The following is a 19,662-nucleotide window of genomic DNA, read 5'->3' as shown; positions in this document are numbered from 1 at the left end:
CCGAAGGCCAGCCCCCAGAGGCCATCAATGACGATCGGGGCCCCATTACACATGAAACTAGATTAACGAAAAGAACGTAGCCGCACGGGGATAAGGCGACGCACCCGGCAAGCGGTATCGCTGGTCATCCTGAGCTACGATTGACAGCGGCATCGGTCCAGGAACCCCGCGTCAATTAACAGAAACCGCCGTGTTTGCTCTAAAATGGTTGCATTTTCATCACTACATGGGCGAGCTATGAAACGGGTGATTTTCAATCAAAAAGGCGGCGTGGGGAAATCGACGATTGCGGTGAACCTGGCAGCCATCGCTGCAAGCCAGGGCAAGCGCACTCTTTTGATCGACATCGACCCGCAGTGCAATTCCAGCCGTTATGTGCTGGGTGCGACCGCGCATGAGGCAGTGCCGACGCTGGGCGCGTATTTTGAGCAGGTGCTCAGTTTCAGCATGTTTGCCCAGGCGCCCGGCCATTACGTCCATCCGACGCCGTTTGAAAACCTGTCCATCATCGTGGCCCACCCGGAGCTGGGCGACCTGCAATCGAAGCTGGAGTCGCGCAACAAGATCTACAAGCTGCGCGACCTGCTGCGGGAGCTGAGCAAGGAATATGACGAAATCTTTGTCGACACACCGCCCGCCTATAACTTTTTCAGCCAGTCCGCCCTGATCGCGGCCGACAGCTGCCTGATTCCCTTCGACTGCGACGATTTCTCGCGCCAGGCCCTGTACTCCCTGATCAACAACATCAAGGAGATCAAGGCCGACCACAACGCCGAGCTGCAAATCGAAGGCATCGTGGTCAACCAGTTCCAGCCGCGCGCCCTGCTGCCGCAGCGCATGGTCGAACAGCTCAAGGAAGAAGGCTTGCCGGTGTTCGACAACAAGCTGTCGAGCTCCATCCGCATCCGCGAATCGCACGAGCGCAACCTGCCGATGGTCCATCTCGACCGCAGCCACAAGCTGAGCCAGGAATATCTGGCGCTGTACAGCGAGCTGCAAGCCGCGTAGTTTAATTGCACGAGAAGCGCAAGCTGTTCGGCGCAACGCCGTGGTCTGGCCGCGCTCGCCAGCGCGCAACGCATTGTTTCGCGTTGGCGATCTCCAGACTGAGGTAGCGGTCGGTGCCCGCATAGACGCAGTCGACTTCATATTTGAAGGCCGCACGGTCACGATTGATCGGCCAAGTCTGATAAATATAGCCGCGCCTTTCAGCTTCGGTCCACGGCGGCGCAGCGTAATACTCGCGGTCAGCGGCAAGCACCGTCTGCACCGGGTAGGACAAGACACGCACTGACTCCAGCTGCTTTTGTCCCTCGCCCCAGCCCTCAGGCGCAACTTGCGGGCAGTTCATCTTCGCGGCCCACGACAACGGCGTCGCCAGCGCGGCATGATTACCATGGTTCCAGTTTGGATAGCGGCCTTTGAAAAAGGTGGCGATCGCAGTACCGGGCACGAGAGTAGCATTGCGCTCAAGCAGATCGGCCATGCTCTCCCCTTCGCGCCAGATGCTTGAACTCGGCGCGCCAGTCAATGCGCTCACCAGTGCTACACACTGGCCATTTCCCAAAACCCCGGTCGGCTCGGTGAAATTTCCTGCGGCTACGTATGGCATGCTGTACTCCGTATAAACATGGAATCTTCATACTACCGGAGTAGCATTGCACCGCATTGCCTGAAGTCAATTGCTAAGCATAATGCGACTTCCCGCCACGACTAGGGTCATTTCCTTCAATACGCCGCGCCTTGGGCCGCGTATTGTCGGTTCCGGTATTTTTATCGGAGACCCTGGTATGAACATTCTGTTGTCCATGGCCGCGTTCGCGCTGGCTTCGTCGATTTCGCCCGGTCCTGTCAATATCGTCGCCCTCAGCAGCGGGGCCCAGCATGGATTCCGGGCCAGCATGCGTCATGTGACCGGCGCCACGGTCGGCTTCACACTGCTGCTGTGGCTGACCGGCGTGGGCTTGCATCAGTTGCTGGCCCGGGCACCGGCCTTGATGCAGGCCACCCAGCTGGCCGGCGTGGCCTTCCTGTTATGGATGGCATGGAAGCTGGCCCGCGACGACGGCGCGCTCGATCTCGACGGCAGCGCCAGGCGGCCGTCGCTGCTGGCCGGCGCCGCCATGCAGTGGCTGAATCCCAAGGCCTGGGTGGCGGCGGTGGCCGGCATGAGCGCCTTCGCCGCCAATGGCGAGGCGGCGCTGGTGTGGCAGTTCACCGCGCTGTACTTCGTCGTCTGCTATGTGTCGATCGCTTGCTGGGCCTGGGCCGGCACCTTCCTGCGCCGCCGGTTGAACGATGCGGCCGGCATGCGCCGCTTCAATCGCGCCATGGCGCTGCTGCTGGCGGCCAGCGCGCTATACCTGCTGCTCAGCGGCGATACTGGCCCGGTGTCGCCGCCGCAAACTGTTTGAAGATGCGCTGGAAATGCGCCTGGTCGGCAAACCCGGTCTGCAAGGCAACATCGGCGATCGCGCCGCCCTTCCTCAGCAAGCCACGCGCCAGCTGGATGCGGCGGTTCAGCAGGTAGACGTGCGGCGTCATGCCATAACGCTTCCTGAACGCCCGGATCAGGTAGGAGGCCGACAAGTCCGACGCCGCGCAGATGTCGTCCAGCGTCACGGCCAGGGTGCAATTGTCGGCGATGTAGTCGGCGGCCCGCGCCAGCTTGTGGTTCGCCTCATGCTCGACCACCGCCAACGGGTCCAGGCTCTGTTGCACCTGCTCGAAGAAGCTCACCGCCGCGCACTGGCGCAACAGCGGATCGGCCGCGCCATCGGTCACCGCCTCGTAAAACCGGTTGAAGCCCTGGTACAACGCCGGCGCCATGCTCATGGCCGGCGCAAACGGGCGGAAGTCCTGGTTGGCGCTGAAACCCATGGCGTGCTGCTGCCCCGCCAGCCATGCGCGATCGACATACACCATCCGATACCTCCACGGCTCATCGCCTACCGGATTGCAGCCATGGACATCGCCCGGATTCATCAGCACCACCGTGCCGGCGCCCACCTGCTGGCGCGCGGCCCGGTTGACATAGTCGGTGCGGCCGCTGCGGATCACGCCGATGGAAAAGGTTTCATGCGTGTGCCGGGCGTAACAAACCTTGCGCCCGTCACCGATCTCCCGCGCTTCGATGAAGGGCAGGCTGGCGTCGCGCCAGAAGCGCGGTCGGGTGTGAGGATCAAGTGTCGGCATTGACTACAGGATAGCGCAATTCCTGCCTGCACCCGGCCTTGCGCCGGGCCTTGCTGGCGTACATGGCCTGATCGGCGTGACGCATCAGGTCATCCACCGCCTCGCCCTGCTGCGGATACATGGCCACGCCGATGCTGGCCGAGGCCGGCAGTTCGGCCGCGCCCAGCGCCACCGGCTCGGCCAGCGCCTTGCAGATCTTGTCGGCCACTCTCCGCACCTGCGCCGCATCGGCCACCTCTTCCAGCAGCACCACGAACTCATCGCCGCCCAGGCGGGCCACGGTATCGGCCTCGCGCACGCAGGATTGGATGCGCTGCGCCACCGCCCGCAGCAACTGGTCGCCGGCCGCATGGCCATGCTGGTCGTTGACGCACTTGAAGTCGTCCAGATCGATGAACAGCACGGCGCCGCCCGCGTGCTCGCGGCGGCTGCGCGCCAGCGCCAGCCGCATGCGGTCCTGGAACAGGCGCCGGTTCGGCAAGCCGGTCAGCTCGTCATAGCGGGCCGCGTGCGCCAGATCGGCCTGCAAGGCAAAGCGCTCGATCGCGGCGGCCGCCTGGCTGGCGGCAAACTGCAAGAGTTCCTGCTCGGCCGGCTGCAAGATGGCGGCCTCGGCCAGGTCCAGCCGCAACTGGCCGAAGGCCGCGCCCGGGGTGGACATCGGCACCACATGCCAGCCGTCGGTTTCGGCCCAGCCGGCGCCGTCCGACAGATAGGTCAGGCGCTGATCCGGCTCCAGCACGGCCGCCATGCGGCGCACCGGCAGCAGCGCGCGCAGGGTGGCGTCGAAGGCGCTGAACATGCTGTTCAGGGCGTCGGCCCGGTGGGCGGCGGTGGACAGCGCCAGCAGCGCGGCCTGGCGCGCTTCACTACGCTTGCGTTCGCTGACATCGCGCGCCACGCCCACCCGCAGCTGGTCCTTGGGCGACCAGAAGGCGGTCCATTGGAAATGAATGGCGCTACCATCCTTACGCAGGTAGCGATTCTCGAAACCGTAGCCGGCGCGGCCGCCCGCCACCTCGGCCATTTCGGTGCGGGTGCGCGGCAAATCGTCCGGGTGGATGAAGTCCTGGATGGTGCGGCCGATCATCTCATCCGGCGCATAGCCGAGGACCTTGGTGCAGGCATGGTTCACGAATGCGATGCGGCCGTCTTCCCTGACGAGGAAAACGACGTCCAGCAACAGGCCGGCCAGCTCATGCAGGGTTTTCTCCATGCCCTAGCATACCGCAAACCCGGCCCGTTGAGCGATTACCACATCAGATCGTCGGGAATCTTGAAGTCGGCGTAGGGATCGTCCTCGTCGACTTCGGTGCTGGCCTGTTTGACGCGCACCACAATGTCCGGATTGCGTTCGGCAATCTTGTCGGCGATCACGCGCGGCACCAGCTCGTAGCCGCCGCCTTCGCCCACGATCACCAGACGGCCAGCCACGATGTGCTCGCGCACCGCCGCCGTCACGTACATGCGTTCGATCTTGGTACCGAAGGTGAAGTTGTAGGCGATGTCGCCATTCTTGCCCTTGTCCTGCTTATTCTTTTGCACCATCTGCGTGATCTGCGCGGCGATGGCTTTTTGCTGCGCCGCGGCGTCGCGCTCGGCGTTGGCCTGGCGCGCCTTCTCGGCGTTCAGGCGCTGCTGCTCCTGCGCCGCCAGCTTGACCGCGTCCACGGTCTCCACGCCGGCGCGGCGGTCGTCCTTCTGCTGCTTGCTCTTGTTCTGATGGGCGACCTTGACTTTATTCTTGTCGACCAAGCCGGCTTTTAATAACTGATCCGCCAGTCCCATGACGCTTACTCCTTATCAAACGAAGGCGATAGCATACCACTGTTACTTCTGTTCCCAGCCGCCGCCCAGCGCCAGGAACAACGCAATCTGGTCGGACGCCAGCGCGGCGTCGGAGGCGGCCCACGCTGCGTCGGAGGCGGCCAGCGTGCGGTCCGCGTCCAGTACCGACAGGAAGTCGATGCGGCCATACTGGTACAGGCGGTGCGATTGCTCGGACGCCAGCGCGCTCTGATCGCGCGCCGCTTTCAGCATGGCGTTGCGGTCCAGTTCACGGGCGTAGACGGTCATCGTGCTTTCCACTTCTTTCAGCGCGTTGAGCACCGTGCCGTCGAAACGCGCCAGCGCGCCGCCGGTGCCGGCTTCCGCTTGGGCGATGCGGCTATGGGCCGAGCCGGTGTCCGGCAGCGTCCACGAGATGAGCGGGCCAAGGCTCCAACGGAAGGCGTTGGCGGCGCCGAAGTGGTCCAGCAGACCGGTACTGCCCACCGAGGCGCCCAGGCTGATGCTCGGGTACAGGTCGGCCGTCGCCACGCCGATGCGCGCGGTGGCGCCGGCCAGCGTGCGCTCGGCCTGGCGGATGTCCGGGCGGCGGCGCAGCAGAGCGGCGCCATCGCCGACCGGAATCCGTGTGGTCAGGCGAGGCGCGGCCTGGCACTGGAGCAGGTGCATATTCATCTCTTGCGGCGTTTTGCCGGTGAGCGCGGCAAGACGGTAGTGCGCCGTTCGATGCTGCGCTTCCAGCGGCGGCAAGGCTGCTTGCAATTGCGCCAGTTGGCTGCGGGCCCGGGCGCCGTCGATGGCGGTGCCACGGCCGGCGCGCATGCGCTGGTCGGTCAGCTCAACGAACTTTTGCTGCAAGTCGATGGATTGCTGGGCGACGGCGATCTGGCGCACGGCGGCGCAGGCGTCGGCATAGGCGCGCGCGGTGTCGGCGGCCACGGTCACGCGCACCACGTCCACGCCGGCTTGCGCGGCCTGCGTGTCGGCGTTGGCCGCCTCCACCGCGCGCGCGATCTTGCCGAACATATCGGCCTGATAGGACACGCTGACGCCAGCGTCGTAAGTCCATTTATCCGGCAGCGCCGCCGGCGATCCTTTGACCACGCCGGAAGAACGGCCCACGCCCGGCGCGGCGCTGACGCTGACCACCGGCTTGCTGCCCTCTTCCGCCTCTTGCAGCACGGCGCGCGTACGGGCGAGATTGGCTGACGCGACGCGCAGATCGGTGTTGGCGGCCAGCGCCTGCTCGATCAGTTTATCCAGCACCGGATCATCGTACAGGCGCCACCAGTGCGCGGGCAGCGGCTCCGGCTTGTAGGCCGCTTCCTCCAAGCCGAGGAAGGCGGCCGATGCTTCGGGGCGCTTGATCACGGCCTGCGCCGGCACCGTGTAATTGGGGCCGACGGTGCCGCATGCTGCCAATGAGGCCAAAAGCAGCAGCGCGGCGAGTTTATTCAGTGAGTCCATGGCATCCTCCGCATCAAGAGCGCTTGGCTTGCACATCCACCGTCACAGTCTGGCCGGCGACCAGGCGCGCGCCCGCAGGCAAGGCGTCCAGCTTGACGCGCACCGGGATGCGCTGGGCCAGTCGTACCCAGTTGAAGGTCGGGTTCACGCTGGAGAGCAGATTGGTCGACGTGCTGCGGTCACGATCCGCTACGCCACCGGACAGGCTTTCCACATGGCCCTTGAGGCGCAGCGATTCACCCATCGGCAGCACGACGACGGCATCGCCGACCTGAATCGCCGGCAGCTTGGTTTCTTCGAAATAGCCTTCGACGTAGTAGGAGTCGCTGTCGATCAACGCCATCACGGCATGACCGGCGCTGACGTAGGAGCCGGTACGCAGGTCCAGATTCGAAATGGTGCCGTTCACCGGCGAGACAATGCGGGTACGGTCCAGATTCAGCCTGGCCACATCGCGCGCCACCACGGCTTGCGCCAGCGCGGCACGAAGTTGGTCGACGCGCGACGAGCCCTGCTCGCGCGTTTCGGCCGACACCAGGTCGCGCAGGTCTGTATTGCGGCGCGATTCCTTCTGCGCCTGCTCCAGCGTGGCGCGCTGCGCCTGCACCGCGGCTTCGGCCTGGCGCAGCGCCAGCTCGAAGCGCGCACGGTCGACTTCAAACAGCACCTGGCCTGCCTTCACCTGCTGATTGTCGTGCACCAGCACGGCGGTGACCTGGCCGGTAACGTCCGGCGCCACCTGCACCACGTCCGCCTTGACGCGGCCATCGCGGGTCCATGGTTCCACCTCGTAGTGCTGCCACAGGCGCCATGCCAGCACACCGGCGACAGCCACGGCCGACATGGTGACGATAAACCGGCCCGTGGCCAGCAAGGATGTTTTGAGGTTCATGATTAGCCCCGATTCGTGATCAATGTAGAGAAGCTGCCCAGCAAAATGAAGAACAGCGCAAATTCGAATAGCGCGGGATGCCATACCAGGCGGTAGAAGCCGACGCGCATCAGCAGCCGTCCCAGCACGCGCGTGCAGATCAGCGCGAGGATAGACAGCAGCAACAAGGTGGGGACGTATAGGCCGTACAGACTCAGTTCAGCAGTCACGATGCGATCTCCGGTTGATAGGCGGCGGCGCGCGGGAACAGGTCGCGACGCATGCTGGCCAGTGCGGCGGCGGCCTGCGGGCGCGCTTCACCGATGCCGGCCGTGGTCGCGGCCCCCGCCGCGCAAACCGCGCGCAGTGTGTTGTCCAGCTTCTCCAACAAGCTGGCGGGCGCCTGGCCGTGTTCATGGCCGCCGTTGCCGAAATGCGCGCCGAGGTTTTGCAGCAAAGGACGCAACGCCACGCCGGCTTGTTCCAGTGGTTGCTGCAAACCGCATAGCTGTGCCACGTGCAGGCCGACGCGCAGCTCGCGCAAGCCATCCACCGCCGTGGCGCGCGCTTCCGGCGTCGGATGGGCGATGGCGAGACGTGGCATCAGCAGGCCGATACGGTCGACCATGCGGGCGGAAATCGTCAGCAGCGAGGCCGATGCCGTCAACGGCGACGCCGATGACGCGCGCGGTACTGCCGATGCGGGTGCAGGAAATGCGGTCTGCGCCGACAGCGCCATCTGGGCCACTTCGCGGCGTGCGGTGCGCAGCATGCGGCGCGCCATCCAGTCACCGCCCACGGTGCGTATCAGGCTGGTGATCGCGGCGGCGGCGATAAAACCGAACAACTGCGCCACCATGCTGTTCAGGAAGCCTGGGATGTCCAGCGTGCCGGTATCCTGCAAGGACAAAGTGCCAGCCACGCCGATCAAAAACGCCAGCGAGCTGCCCGCCGTGGCGGGGCGCGGCATGAACACGCCACCGATCAGGAATACCGGTGCCATCACCAGCACCAGCATTTCGTAGCTGTGCACCGCCGGCAGCACAAACAGAATGTAGAACGCCGCCACCGGCATCGAGATCACGGTCCATTTAACGAACATGCGGATCATCGGCACCGGATTATCCTGTGTGGCGAAGAAGCAGCAGGCCACCCCCGCCATCATCGGCGCCGCAGCGCCGGACGGCCATGCGGTAAAGATCCAGAAGGTGCAGCAAAGCAGAATGGTCAAGGTTGCCGCCAATGCCGAGCGCAGTGCCATGCCGTGATCGCGATGCAGCACGGACGGCGTCAGCGGCCGTGTATGGGATGGCGCTTCGGCGGGAGCGCCACCATCCATCACCACGCTGACGTTGCCGCGCAATTCCAGGCCGTCTTCGCAAGCCTCGATCAGCGCGTCAAGACGCTGGGCCAGATTGAGGCGCAGGATCTCGCTCCAGCTGGCATTGGCCGCCAACACAGGTTTCAACCGCGCCAGTCGGGCGCGCAGTTGCGCGGCGCGGTCCGGATCGGCATTGCGGCCGGCCTGTATCCATGCGGCGGTATCGTCCAGCAGCGCATTCCATGGTTGCAGGCTGCCAGGATCAACCTCGCGCAAGGTATTCAGGCGATCTTCCACCGCCAGCAACAGCGGCACCATGGCGGTCAGACGATCGTGCAGGCCGTGCACCATGCCGGCGGTCCAGCGCAATTGCGAAGTATCGAACGGCAGATGGGTCGACATCACGCGCATTTCGCTGATCTCGCCGGCCAGCGCCAGGCGGGTATGCAGCGCCTGCGCCTTGTCGGCCGACGGTTTGAGCGCATCCGTCATCCAACGCTGCGCATCGGCGATGGCGCGGTCCAGGCGGCCCAGCAGCGCCGGCCCCACGCCCTGCGGGAACACCAGCGAGTGCACCACCGTGGCGGACAGAATGCCGATGGTGATTTCTTCCACGCGCGCCAGGCCGGTATCGAAGATGGAGGCGGGATCGGTCACCGCCGGAAATCCGATCAGGCCCGCCGTGTACCCGGCCAGCATAAAGATGTAGGAGCGCGGCGTGCGGTCCAGCAGCGACACGTACAGGCACATGCCCACCCAGCAGGCCAGCGCCAGCGACAGCAGCTCCGGCGCGTTGGCCATGCGCGGCACCATGAAGATGGTGGCGATGCTGCCGATCAGCGTGCCGCACACGCGAAACAGCGCCTTGGAGCGCACCGCGCCGGAGAAAGGGCTGGCGACGATATACGCCGTCATCATGGCCCAGAAAGGACGCGGCAGGCCGGCCGCCAGCGATACGTACAGCGCCAGCATGGAGGCCAGGAAGCATTTAAGCGAGAACAGCACCTCGCTCAGCTTGGGCGCGTTCATGATGCATTGCGCTCGGCCAGCACCTGGTCAAGCCTGAGCAGAACGCGCACCGTCGCTTCCACGTCGGCTTGCGGAATATCCTTGAACAACTCGCGGCGAAATGGCGCCAGCGCCTTTTCCAGCCGCTCGGCCACGCGCTTGCCCTCTGCGGTCAGGGACAGCGTCTTGGCACGGCGGTCGCTCGGATCATCCTTGCGCAGCACCAGTTCCGCCGCCACCAGTTGATCGATGATGCGGACCAGCGACGGTGGTTCGATGCCGACGGCATCCGCCACCACACCCGGACGCACGCCATCGCCCAGGCGCGAAATCATCAGCACCGGCCACGCGCTGGCGTGCGACAGCTCGAAATCCGCCGTCAACGCGTCGGCCGCGCCCTTGTAGGCGCGCCCCGCGTGGATCAACGTATTCACCAGGGTCATCAGGGTTTTGTCGTAACTGCTCATCGCGGACTCGTTTAAATATACTTAGGATACTAAATATTAGCATCAAACGAAAATCTTTGCTGGGCAGCGCCCCGTATTTGCGTTATCGTTATTTTTTATGCATCGACTTGAAAACCATGAAGCTCGCCGCCCTGCGTATTCCTTTGCTCCTCGGTTTCGCGTCCGCCGCCTTTGCGGCGCCCGTTCCCGCCGAGCAGTTTTTCCAGAAGCCCGCCATCACCGGCGCCGAGTTGTCGCCCAACGGCCGCCTGATAGCAATCCGCAAGCTATCGCCAACTGGACGCAGCATGCTGTCCATCGTCGATCCGGAAACGCGCACTTCCAAACCCATTGCCAAGTTCCGCAATGCCGATGTGGAGAAGTTTTTCTGGGTTAGCGACAAGCGGCTTGTCTTCACTGTGACGAATGTCGATTTCGACGGCGACGCCGGCAAGCCCGGCGTGTATGCCATCGATATCGATGGCAAGGAAAGCGTGCCGCTGTCCGAGACGCTGGTGCGCCGCCGTTCGTTCGCGGAAAGCGGAAACTCGGACAACCGTTATCAGAGCGAGATGACTCTGCATGGATTCTTCAATCCGAAGAAAGAAGAAATGCTCGCCATCGAAGTCACGTCCGATGGCAGTGCACTGAAGCGGCTCAGCACACGAACCGGGGTGCGCTCCGACGTGCGGGCGCCCAACGGCACTTTCCTCTGGCTACAAGGGCCGGACGACCAAACACGCCTGGCATCGACAAAGCGCGACAATCGGATCGTGGTGTTCCTGCGCGATGACAGCGGCTGGCGCCAGATCGACAGTTTTGAGGACAAGCCCTACGCCGGCTACGAGCCGCTGTTGTACGTGGACGGCACCATGTACGCGCGCGCCTTCAATGGCAAGGACGAAGCGGCGATCTACCGCTACGAGGTAGGCCAGGCAATAGGCCCGCCCGAGCAGATCATTTCCGCTCCCGGCTTCGACGTCACCGGCCACTTCGACGTCAGCGCCACCAGCATGCGCGGCTTCCGCTTTACTACCGATGCTGAAAACACCGTGTGGTTCGACCCGCAAATGCAGGCCGTCCAGAAGGAAGTCGATCAGCTATTCCCCGGCATGGCAAATACCGTTTCGCGCAGCACCCGCAGCGAAACGCCCTATGTGCTGATCGATACCCACTCCGACGTGCAGGACCACGCCTACCTGCTCTACAACACCGAAACCAAAAACCGCATCCTGCTGGGAGAGGCACGAGGCGATCTCGATCCGGCGCAGATGTCGCGCATGTCCATGGTGCGCTACACGGCGCGCGATGGAGCGCAGGTTCCCTTGTTCGTCACCGTGCCCGGTCTGCCTGAGAAGAAAAAACTGCCAACCGTGGTATTGGCGGGACCCAAGCTATTTCAGCGCAACGGCTTGTGGCAATGGAATGCCGAAGTGCAGTTCCTGGCCTCGCGCGGCTACGTGGTGCTGCAACCAGAGCCGCGCGGCGTGAGCGGCTACGGCGAGCGGCATGCCAAGGCAGGCCACCAGCAATGGGGCCGTGTGATACACGACGATGTCGCCGACGCGGTGAAATGGGCGGTACAGGAAGGTTATACCGATCCTGCGCGCGTATGCATCATCGGCACCGAGTATGGCGGCTATACCGCCATGATGGGGCTGGTGAACCATCCGGAGACCTACCAATGCGGCATCAGTTGGTCCGGCGTGGTCGATCTTGAGACACAGATAAAGCTCATGGGCGATCCTGCGAAAGATATGCCGGACCAGCGGGCCGCTTCGCTGATGGGGAACGCCGCGCGCATCACCCGGCCGGTGCTGCTGGCCTACGGCAAGGACGACGAGACCGTCCCCTACGCGCAGGGCCGCAAGCTGTATGACGCCATCCACGCGGGCAATGCCGGCGCCGAATGGCTGTCCTATGAGCCCACGGTGGAAGACCGCAAGACGGCCAGGAACCGCATCGACCTGTGGCTGAAGATCGAGGCCTTCCTCGGCAAGCATATCGGCGCAGCTACACCTGGTTCTTGAAGAACTTCTCCGGTGAGATGCGGATGGCGGCGCCGGTTGGGCAGGCGCGCACGCAGGACGGGCCGCCTTTCAGGTCTTTGCACAAATCGCATTTGACGGCCTTCTTCTGCACCGCCGGGTCGTAGTCGGCCTGACGTTCGCCGGGCGAGGCGCCAAGGCCGAACAGCAGCCACGAAAGGCCGCCGCCGCGCTTGGGCGGCTTGTCCACCGCCATCTGGATCACGCCATACGGACAATTGCGCTCGCAGTTGCCGCAGCCAATGCAGGCGTCGCTGATGAACACTTCCCCTTGCAGCGAACGGCCAATCGCATCCGGCGGACAGTCTTTCATGCAGTGCGGATTCTCGCAGTGACGGCAGGCGGTCGGCAGGTGGATGTTGGCGAAGGTCGGCCCCAACGCCCGTTTCAGGCGCGAGGTGCCGTTGTGCGTCTCGGCGCAGGCGGTCTCGCAGTTATTACACTGGATGCACATGGTCTCGTTGATCAGCAGGACGTCCGAAGCTTCGCCCACGCCCTGCCCCAGCAGGAACTGCATCAGTTCGCCGTCGCGGCTCTTGGCGTGCTCCAGCAGCACGTTTTGCTCGGTGCGCGAGATCACCTGATCCTCGACCGACTTGCGCCAGCTTGGATTGGCGATCAGCTGATCACGCACGGTTTCGGCGTCCAGCACCAGCGCCTCGGTCAGGACCGTGGCCGTCACCGTGGCACTGCGCGGCGCGTCGCGCAGCAGCGCCATCTCGCCGACATAGTTACCGGCGGCGACATACGACAGAATACGCTCGCCGCCACGCACTTCATCCTTGCGCGACACCGTCACCGAGCCACGCCGGATCAGATACATGCCGTCGGCCGGATCGCCTTCCTTGAACAAGTGCTGCCTGGCTTCGAAGCGCTTGACCGTGACACCGCCGGCCACCAGCGCATCGATGGCGGTACGCGACAGCATATTCCCGAGATAGTTGTAGATCGCGTTGCGCACGAAGACCATGTCCATGCGCTTGCGCACATCGTCCACCGAAGCGATCAGCTTGAGCATGGTGCGGCGCGGCGTCTCCATCAGCACGCAGTCGGCGCCGGCGCGGACGGTGGCGGTACGGCGGCGGCCCGAGATCAGGCCCATCTCGCCGAAGTACTGGCCCTTATCGAGCTTGATCTGGCGTACCTTGCCGTCATTGCCGCTCAGTTCAATCTCCACCGTGCCTTCCAAAATCGAATAAAAGGTGTTGGTGTAGTCGAACTTGCGGAAGATGATGTCGCCCTTCCGCGGCGTCAGCAGGGTCGATTCGAGCATGAACTCGCGCAGCTGCAAGGTCGTCACATGGCTGAACAGCGGTACGCCGGCCTTGATTTCCTCGGTTACCTTCGACACCTGCATACCCGGCCGCCATGGCACCAGCTTCTCGCGCAGCAGCGCCTCGTCGGCCGGCTGCACCGGTTTGCCGACGATGGTCTGCACCACCTCGTAGCCCTGGTTCATGGCCTGCTTGATCAACGGGTAGCCACCCAGCGCGCCGACAATGTACAGTCCCGGCACGTTGGACTCATAGGCGTCCGACAGCGCCGGCGTGGACGCCGGATTCGCATTCGGGAATTCCACGCCAAAGCTTTCAATCAGCTTGCGCGGCGGCGTCGCCCCCAGGCGCGCGATCACACGATGTGCGTGCACCGATTCTTCGCCATGCTTGCCGTTGAAGACAAACAGCAGCGGCGTATCGTCGGCCGGCTCGATGTATTTGGTGGTGGCGCTGTAGCGCACCTTGATCTTGCCGCTCTTTTCCGCCGCCATGATCAGCACGCGGTTGCCCTCTTTACAGGTGGCGAATTCCTCCTGGCGATTCAGGATGTAGACCGTGTTCTTCTCGGCCAGCGCCAGCGCGTTCTCGATACCGGCATCGCCGGCGCCCACCACCACGATGGTCTCGCCGGAGAATTCGTCCGGGTCGGACAGGGTGTACTGCACCTGCGGCAGATCCTCGCCCGGCACGCCCAGCTTGCGGATATTGCCTTGCAGGCCAATGGCCAGAATCACGGTCTTCGATTTCCAGGTACTGGTGGCGCCACCGTTGCCCTGGCTGGTCAGGGTGAACACGCCGGTACCGGCGTCGCGCACGATGGCGGTGACGCGCTGGCCATGTACCACGTTGACGCCCTGCCCGTCCATCTCCTCGTTCCATGTCGAGAGCAGCGCCTCGCGCTTGCCGGCGCTGAAACTCAGGTCGCTGCGCAGCGGCAGGATGCCCGGTTCGGCCATCACGTGCTTGCCCTTCTGGTACTGATAGATGGTGTCGGACAAATGTGGCTGCGCTTCCAGCAGCACATGTCGCACGCCCAGCGCCCTGGCGCGGGCAGCGGCCGACAGGCCGGCCGGCCCGGAGCCGACGATAACGATCTCGTACAGTTCAGTAGCGTCCATGATTAATTCGCCTGCAAAGAAATGGTGCGCGACAGGCCTTGCAGGCCGCTCGCAAAGACGTCCGGCTTGAACGCATCCTCATTGGCCAGCGACACGCGCAGCGCGGCCAGCTTGCGGTTCATCTCGGCCACGCCGGCGGCGCCACCCAGCGCGCCCTGCTTCGCCAGCGATGACGACAGGCTGGAAATGGCCATGTAAGCCTGCTCGGCGCCGGCGTAGTCGGAGAACTGCTGGCGTCTGGCTTCATCGATCAGGCCAAGCAGCACAGCGCGCTGCATCAACGGCGTAAAGCGCTGCTGTTCCAGCTTGTCGATATAGCGCTGGATGGTGGCCGACAGCGCGGAGGCCAGCGCCAGCGGATCGGCGCTGCGGCCGGCCGTGCCGCTGGCAGTGTTGCCCGCCACCGCCTGGTGCAGCTGCGCCACTTGCGCGCTGAAGGCATTCGCGCCGGCTGGATCGGTGGCGCGCACGATCGCCCGCAACATCAGCAGGTTGCTGTCGTTGAGGCGCATGCGGCCCGGCCCCACGCCGAGGCGCGGCGTCCACTTCCTTTCGCTCATCGGGTGATGGCAGGCGTGGCAATCAAACAGCGCCAGTTCCGGGAACAGGCCATCGCGCCCGCGCTTCGGATCGGCCAGCGCATCCAGCTGGTTCCTGGAAGCCAGCGCCTGACCGATGGCCCACAGACGCACGCTGTCGTAGTCGCCCTTGCGCTTGTGCCAGTCGTCGTCGATCTTGTAGTGAGCTGGCGCCAGCTGGGCGAAGGTGTCCAGCTCAAAGCTCAGGCGCGGATGGCCCGCGCCCATGATGCGGTGCGAGACGAAGCGGCTGTTGTCGCCGACGTGGCAGGACAGGCACAATTTCGCCTGCTCCACCGGCTTCTCGGTCGGGTACATCCCCTTGGCGACATTGTCCGCGTGCGTGGCGCCGGGCGCGGTGTGCGAACGTATCCACTTGTCGGCCGGGCCGTGGCAGGCTTCGCAGCCGACGCCGTCGGACAGCATGTGGCGCTCGCCGCGCTGCGCTGGCGGCGGATTGTGCGCATGGCAGTCCAGGCATTCCGGCGCGTTCTCCGCACCATTCTTGAGTCCCAGCTTGGCGGCGATGGAGCGCGACTGCGCGTTCAGCAGCACGGCATAAGCCTTGGCATGTTTGTCGAGGCGCGACCAGGTGGTGTACTCGTTCTGCTGTACGTTGGAGCCGGTCCAAGGCGCCACCGCACCGTGGCAGGTGCTGCTGGCGCAATTGACCGTGCCCACCGACTGGTGCGGCGAAGCGTTGGGCAGCACCGGCGACGTGCTCGAACTGGCGGCCAGCACCAACCCGCAGGCCAGCATCAGGCAAGCGGACAGTATCCGTTTCATTTCTTTCCTTTCTGCGCGCGCGGCACGTAGTCTCCCGGCACGCCCTGATCGCTCACAGTCCAGACTTGCGAATCAGGTTTTAAATACAGTTTAGCCATTTCCGCGGCATTGAAGGGGCGCGAGCCGATGCGGCCGAACACCGCGATCTGGCCGCCCGTCTCGTCGACCGCGCGGTCGCGGTCCAGGCCTTTCGACAGCGCCAGCGCCGGCGTGCGGGTGCGGCTCCAGGCGATCAGCTGTGGCTTCGGCTCCGGCGAGAAGCCGTAGAAGCGCGGCTGCGTGTCGGGCGCGGTCAGTTGCAGCACTTTCAGGCCATTGGCGCCATCCGCCACGTAGCCAAACAGCGAAGCGTTGGTTGAGCCGACGATCACGTCACGCGCGTCGTTCAACTTGCCGTCGGCATTAAACAGTTGATAAACCTTGGGCTGCGCCGGTTTCTCCACGTCGATGATGGCCAGGCCCTGCTTGCCCGCCGCCACGTAAGCGTAGGTACGCGCCACATACACTTTGCGCGCATCGTCCAATGCCACGCGGCCCGGCAGCAGCACCGGCTTGGCCGGCAGCGTCACGTCGATCACCCGCAGGCCGCTCTTGTCGGTCACGAACAGATAGCGGAATTGCAGCGCCGAGGCGCGCGCGCCGTCCAGCGCAATGGTGGCGAGGTGGCGCGGCTTGAGCGGATCGTCCAGATCAAGGATCACCATGCCGGCATCGGCGGCGATGTAGGCGATATGCCCACCCAGCACAATGTGCTGCGCGCCGTTCAGCAGGCCATTCGGATTCCACGTCAGCGCGCGCTTGAGGAAGTTGTTGCGCGCCTCGCCATCGGCCAGCGTGTCCACGTTCACCAGAATCAGGCCCTCTTGCGAATCGCTGATCGCGGCGTAGTGATAAATCGGATGGAAAGCCTGCTCCTGATTGGTCACGCGCATCAAGTCGCCCTGATTGCGGGTCGGCGCGATCGGCTGGTTGGTCGGCAGCGCCATGCAGGTGGCGTTCTTCGATGGCACTTGCGTGTTCTGGCCCAGTGGCGAATACGGCGCGGTGACGATGCGCTGCGATACGCCCTTGTTGGCGATGCTGGCCACGTCGTACACGCGCAGGCCGCCCTTGCCTTCCGCCGTGAACAGGTACTCGCCGCGCAGTTGCAGGCAGTTGGCCGCGCCCTCGGTTGGATGCGAATGCGTTTCGGTCAGCTCCATCTGGCGCGCCTTGTGCTGCTCGTACCAGTCCGGGTAAGCGTAGCGTTGCAGATAGCTGCCCTTCACCGCCTGCGGCTCGTCCCACTCGGTGACGGTGGTGGCTTCCACGTGGCCGGCCTCGCCGACCCACGCGTTATAACCGACGAAGTTGACGAAGTTGGTCCCTTGCAGCAGCAACTGCGCCATGATGGCGTTGTTGTCGTTGTTCTTCGAGACGTGGCAATCAGTGCAGGTCTTGGTCTCTTCCTTGCGTTCGGTGTGCGGATAGTGCGGCGCGAACGCCTGCGACGAGAAACCGCTGGCAGCAATCGGCGGCTGCTGGATGTAGATCTTCTCGCGGTTCGAGTTCACCGACGACAGCACCAGCGCCGAGCTGGAACGCACCGGCGTGATCTTAGAACCCTTCACCGGACCGGCCACGCCCAGCTGGAACATATCGTCGCGCGCCACCTGCGGGTTATACGAAGCGTAGTTACGCGTCTCGCCACCCTCGTAGTGCAAGCGCTCCGTCTTCCAGTTGGCCTGAATCGGCAAATGGCAGCCGGCGCAGCTGGTGGTCCACGACAGATGGCAGCTATGGCAGCTCATCTTGTCGTTGTCGTGTGCCAGCTTGGCCACGCCCGGCCCCCACTTGCCCTGCTGGCCTTCCGGCCCGGCGCTCATCAACTTGGCGCGCGCGGCTTTCTCATTGTAGTGCGGGTTGGCCGGGTTGACCGAATCCTTCACCAGACTGACTTCCCACTCTTTATTCGGATCGGTGGCGGCGCGCTGGTACAAGCGGCCTTCGCGCCATTCGAAGCGCTGGCGGCCGTCCTGGGTTTTCAGCAGCGACATGTCCATGCCGCCTGGCTTGGCCGCAGGGCCGCTGGTGCGCAGGGTCGGATACTTGGTGGCGCTGCCGTGGCAATCCACGCAATCGACTTCAATCGCCGCCGCCACCTCGCCATAAATGTGGCCATTGCTGTGCGCATCCTGCGAGAAGTGGCAGTCCACGCACTGCATACCCTTCTCCATATGGATGGAGGCAAGGTGCACCGTCTTCTTGAATTTATCCGGGTCGTTATCGTCGATGATATTGCCCTTGGCATCCAGCAGCGCGCCCTTGCGGTCACGCTTGTAGATGGCGCGGAAATTCCAGCCGTGGCCGTGGTAGTCGGCGAACTGCGTATCCTTCAGGGTCGGATTCAGGCTGGAGACATTCTTCAGGAATTCCGGATCGCTCCAGTTGCCGCGCGTCGCCGCTTCTTCCGGATTGCGTGCCTGGATGGCGCGGATTTCGGCATCGGTCGGATACTTCTGCTTCTTCGGCCACATGGCCGGCGCATCCGATTCGTAGTCCCACATGGTGTAGCCGTAGAACGAGTTCACGAAGATGTTCGGCTGGTGCATATGGCAGGTCATGCATTGCGACGATGGAATCGCGCGCGTGAACTCGTGCTTGATCGGATGGCCGGACTGGTTCTTTGGAATAGTCGGGTCCACGGTTTTAGTCATGCCGCTGTTGCCAGCCGACGCGTAAGGACCGGAGTGCAGCGGATCGCGGTCGTTGGCGTAGATGGTATGGCAGGCGGTGCAGCCGGAAGAGCGATAGTCGCCCGGCTGTTCGTTCGTGCCGAGGAACCACAGGTGCGGGTCGTTCAGGCGTGTCTTGGTGATGTTGATGGCCGGGACAGCGATGCGGCCGCCGGTGCCGGGACCGCGATTCGACTGGTGGATATCCGGCCGCCCCGGTTCATCCAGCTTTTGCAGGGTGCCGGAGCTGTTCGGCAAACCGATTTCCGGGAAGGCGCTGCTGATCACGCGGCCGCCGCGCTCAAACACGCGGAACACGTCAGCCGGAGCGATGGTCTCCCAAGCCGGCAGCGGGTACAGGCGATCGAGGATACCCTTCTCCACGAACAGCTGCTTATCCACGCGCAGCGGATTGACGATGGCCGCCGCCGCGCCTTCCGGCGTGTAGGACTCGCCGAGGATGTAGCGCTTGTAAGGCAGGATGCCGTTGTTGTAGCTGGCACCGCCCCACAGCATGGCCGATGTCGCCATCAGGCTGCGTTCCTGCGCCTGGATGATCGGCAGGTGGCAGGCGCCGCACGCATCGCGCGCCACGCGCAGATCGCCCGGATTGATGAAGCGGATGTAGGCCGGGTGTTCCTTATTCAGCTTGGCGTAAGAGCCTTGCGGATTGGCGGACGATGGGTACTTCCAGTACTTCTCATCGCGCGGCAGAATGTGCGCGGCGTCCAGCGCCGAACGGTAGGCCGGGCTGTCCGGCTTTCCTTCGCCGATGACGGAGGCATTGCCGCCGTGGCAGTCGGTGCAGCCCAGCACCACGCCCGGATTGGCATGCATGGTGTGGCGGTCGGTGACGGTGTGGCAGCTCAGGCATCCGGACGATTTGGCGTCGGCTTGTTTTTCGCTTTGCGCGGCCGGTGCGGCGGGCGCCATGATGTACTCGCGCACCGCCAGCACCGCCGACGAGTTGGCGCTCACCAGCGTGACGGTGGCCGCGGCCATCAGCAGCAGCACCAGTGCGAGGATGTGTTTGAACGCCTTCATG

At 64.1% G+C, this 19,662-nt stretch carries 15 protein-coding genes; 3 read left to right on the top strand and 12 right to left on the bottom strand.

From position 1 onward, the window contains the following. Positions 1–237 precede the first annotated feature (237 nt). Positions 238–1,008: a ParA family protein gene (locus GM676_RS08775; RefSeq protein ID WP_155463141.1), complete on the top strand. Its 771-nt coding sequence runs from the start codon at positions 238–240 to the stop codon at positions 1,006–1,008. A 1-nt stretch (position 1,009) separates the two neighbouring features. Here the strand turns inward: GM676_RS08775 and GM676_RS08770 are convergent, their stop codons facing one another. Continuing rightward, positions 1,010–1,612: a BPSL0067 family protein gene (locus tag GM676_RS08770; RefSeq protein ID WP_155463140.1), complete on the bottom strand. Its 603-nt coding sequence runs from the start codon at positions 1,610–1,612 to the stop codon at positions 1,010–1,012. Positions 1,613–1,790: 178 nt separating this feature from the next. On the opposite strand from GM676_RS08770, the gene GM676_RS08765 reads away from it, so the two are divergent. Further along, complete coding sequence (locus tag GM676_RS08765) at positions 1,791–2,414, top strand: LysE family translocator (RefSeq protein ID WP_155463139.1); 624 nt, start codon at positions 1,791–1,793, stop codon at positions 2,412–2,414. Here the strand turns inward: GM676_RS08765 and GM676_RS08760 are convergent. From GM676_RS08760 to GM676_RS08725, 8 genes are read right to left on the bottom strand one after another with little or no spacing between them, the layout of a single operon-like run. After that, on the bottom strand, positions 2,371–3,195 hold the full coding sequence (locus GM676_RS08760) for an AraC family transcriptional regulator (protein WP_155463138.1): 825 nt from the start codon (positions 3,193–3,195) through the stop codon (positions 2,371–2,373). The two genes, GM676_RS08765 and GM676_RS08760, sit on opposite strands and share 44 nt — an antisense overlap. Then, positions 3,182–4,411 carry a sensor domain-containing diguanylate cyclase gene (locus GM676_RS08755; RefSeq protein ID WP_155463137.1) on the bottom strand — a complete coding sequence of 410 codons (1,230 nt, stop codon included), beginning with the start codon at positions 4,409–4,411 and terminating at the stop codon, positions 3,182–3,184. Before GM676_RS08755 ends, GM676_RS08760 begins: the two co-directional genes overlap by 14 nt. Before the next feature lie 35 nt (positions 4,412–4,446). Further along, entirely contained in the window at positions 4,447–4,983 is a 537-nt protein-coding gene (locus tag GM676_RS08750; protein WP_155463136.1) for a DUF2058 domain-containing protein, read from the bottom strand. Between the two features lie 42 nt (positions 4,984–5,025). Further along, entirely contained in the window at positions 5,026–6,450 is a 1,425-nt protein-coding gene (locus tag GM676_RS08745; protein WP_155463135.1) for an efflux transporter outer membrane subunit, read from the bottom strand. Between the two features lie 13 nt (positions 6,451–6,463). Continuing rightward, positions 6,464–7,342 (bottom strand): efflux RND transporter periplasmic adaptor subunit, encoded by an 879-nt coding sequence (locus GM676_RS08740; RefSeq protein ID WP_155463134.1) that lies wholly within the window; start codon positions 7,340–7,342, stop codon positions 6,464–6,466. A 2-nt stretch (positions 7,343–7,344) separates the two neighbouring features. Continuing rightward, positions 7,345–7,551 carry a DUF1656 domain-containing protein gene (locus GM676_RS08735; protein WP_371866160.1) on the bottom strand — a complete coding sequence of 69 codons (207 nt, stop codon included), beginning with the start codon at positions 7,549–7,551 and terminating at the stop codon, positions 7,345–7,347. Next, positions 7,548–9,671, bottom strand: a complete 2,124-nt coding sequence (locus GM676_RS08730) for an FUSC family protein (RefSeq protein WP_155463133.1) — start codon at positions 9,669–9,671, stop codon at positions 7,548–7,550. Before GM676_RS08730 ends, GM676_RS08735 begins: the two co-directional genes overlap by 4 nt. Continuing rightward, positions 9,668–10,117: a MarR family winged helix-turn-helix transcriptional regulator gene (locus GM676_RS08725; protein WP_155463132.1), complete on the bottom strand. Its 450-nt coding sequence runs from the start codon at positions 10,115–10,117 to the stop codon at positions 9,668–9,670. Before GM676_RS08725 ends, GM676_RS08730 begins: the two co-directional genes overlap by 4 nt. A 116-nt stretch (positions 10,118–10,233) precedes the next feature. On the opposite strand from GM676_RS08725, the gene GM676_RS08720 reads away from it, so the two are divergent. Next, entirely contained in the window at positions 10,234–12,126 is a 1,893-nt protein-coding gene (locus GM676_RS08720; protein ID WP_155463131.1) for an alpha/beta hydrolase family protein, read from the top strand. Here GM676_RS08720 and GM676_RS08715 read toward each other — a convergent pair. The 3 genes from GM676_RS08715 to GM676_RS08705 are packed head-to-tail and all read right to left on the bottom strand — an operon-like array spanning position 12,110 to position 19,661. After that, positions 12,110–14,539, bottom strand: a complete 2,430-nt coding sequence (locus tag GM676_RS08715) for a cyclic nucleotide-binding domain-containing protein (protein WP_155463130.1) — start codon at positions 14,537–14,539, stop codon at positions 12,110–12,112. The genes GM676_RS08720 and GM676_RS08715 overlap by 17 nt on opposite strands. A 2-nt stretch (positions 14,540–14,541) precedes the next feature. Beyond that, entirely contained in the window at positions 14,542–15,903 is a 1,362-nt protein-coding gene (locus GM676_RS08710) for a multiheme c-type cytochrome (RefSeq protein ID WP_155463129.1), read from the bottom strand. Beyond that, on the bottom strand, positions 15,900–19,661 hold the full coding sequence (locus tag GM676_RS08705; protein WP_155463128.1) for a multiheme c-type cytochrome: 3,762 nt from the start codon (positions 19,659–19,661) through the stop codon (positions 15,900–15,902). The genes GM676_RS08710 and GM676_RS08705 overlap by 4 nt, the downstream gene beginning before the upstream one ends. Position 19,662: the final 1 nt, after the last annotated feature.

The sequence above is a fragment of the Duganella radicis genome, assembly GCF_009720825.1.
In the GTDB taxonomy this organism is placed as follows: Bacteria; Pseudomonadota; Gammaproteobacteria; order Burkholderiales; family Burkholderiaceae_D; genus Rugamonas; species Rugamonas radicis.
Note: the sequence above shows the minus strand (reverse complement) of the source record. Positions and strands in the feature narration are given on the sequence as shown.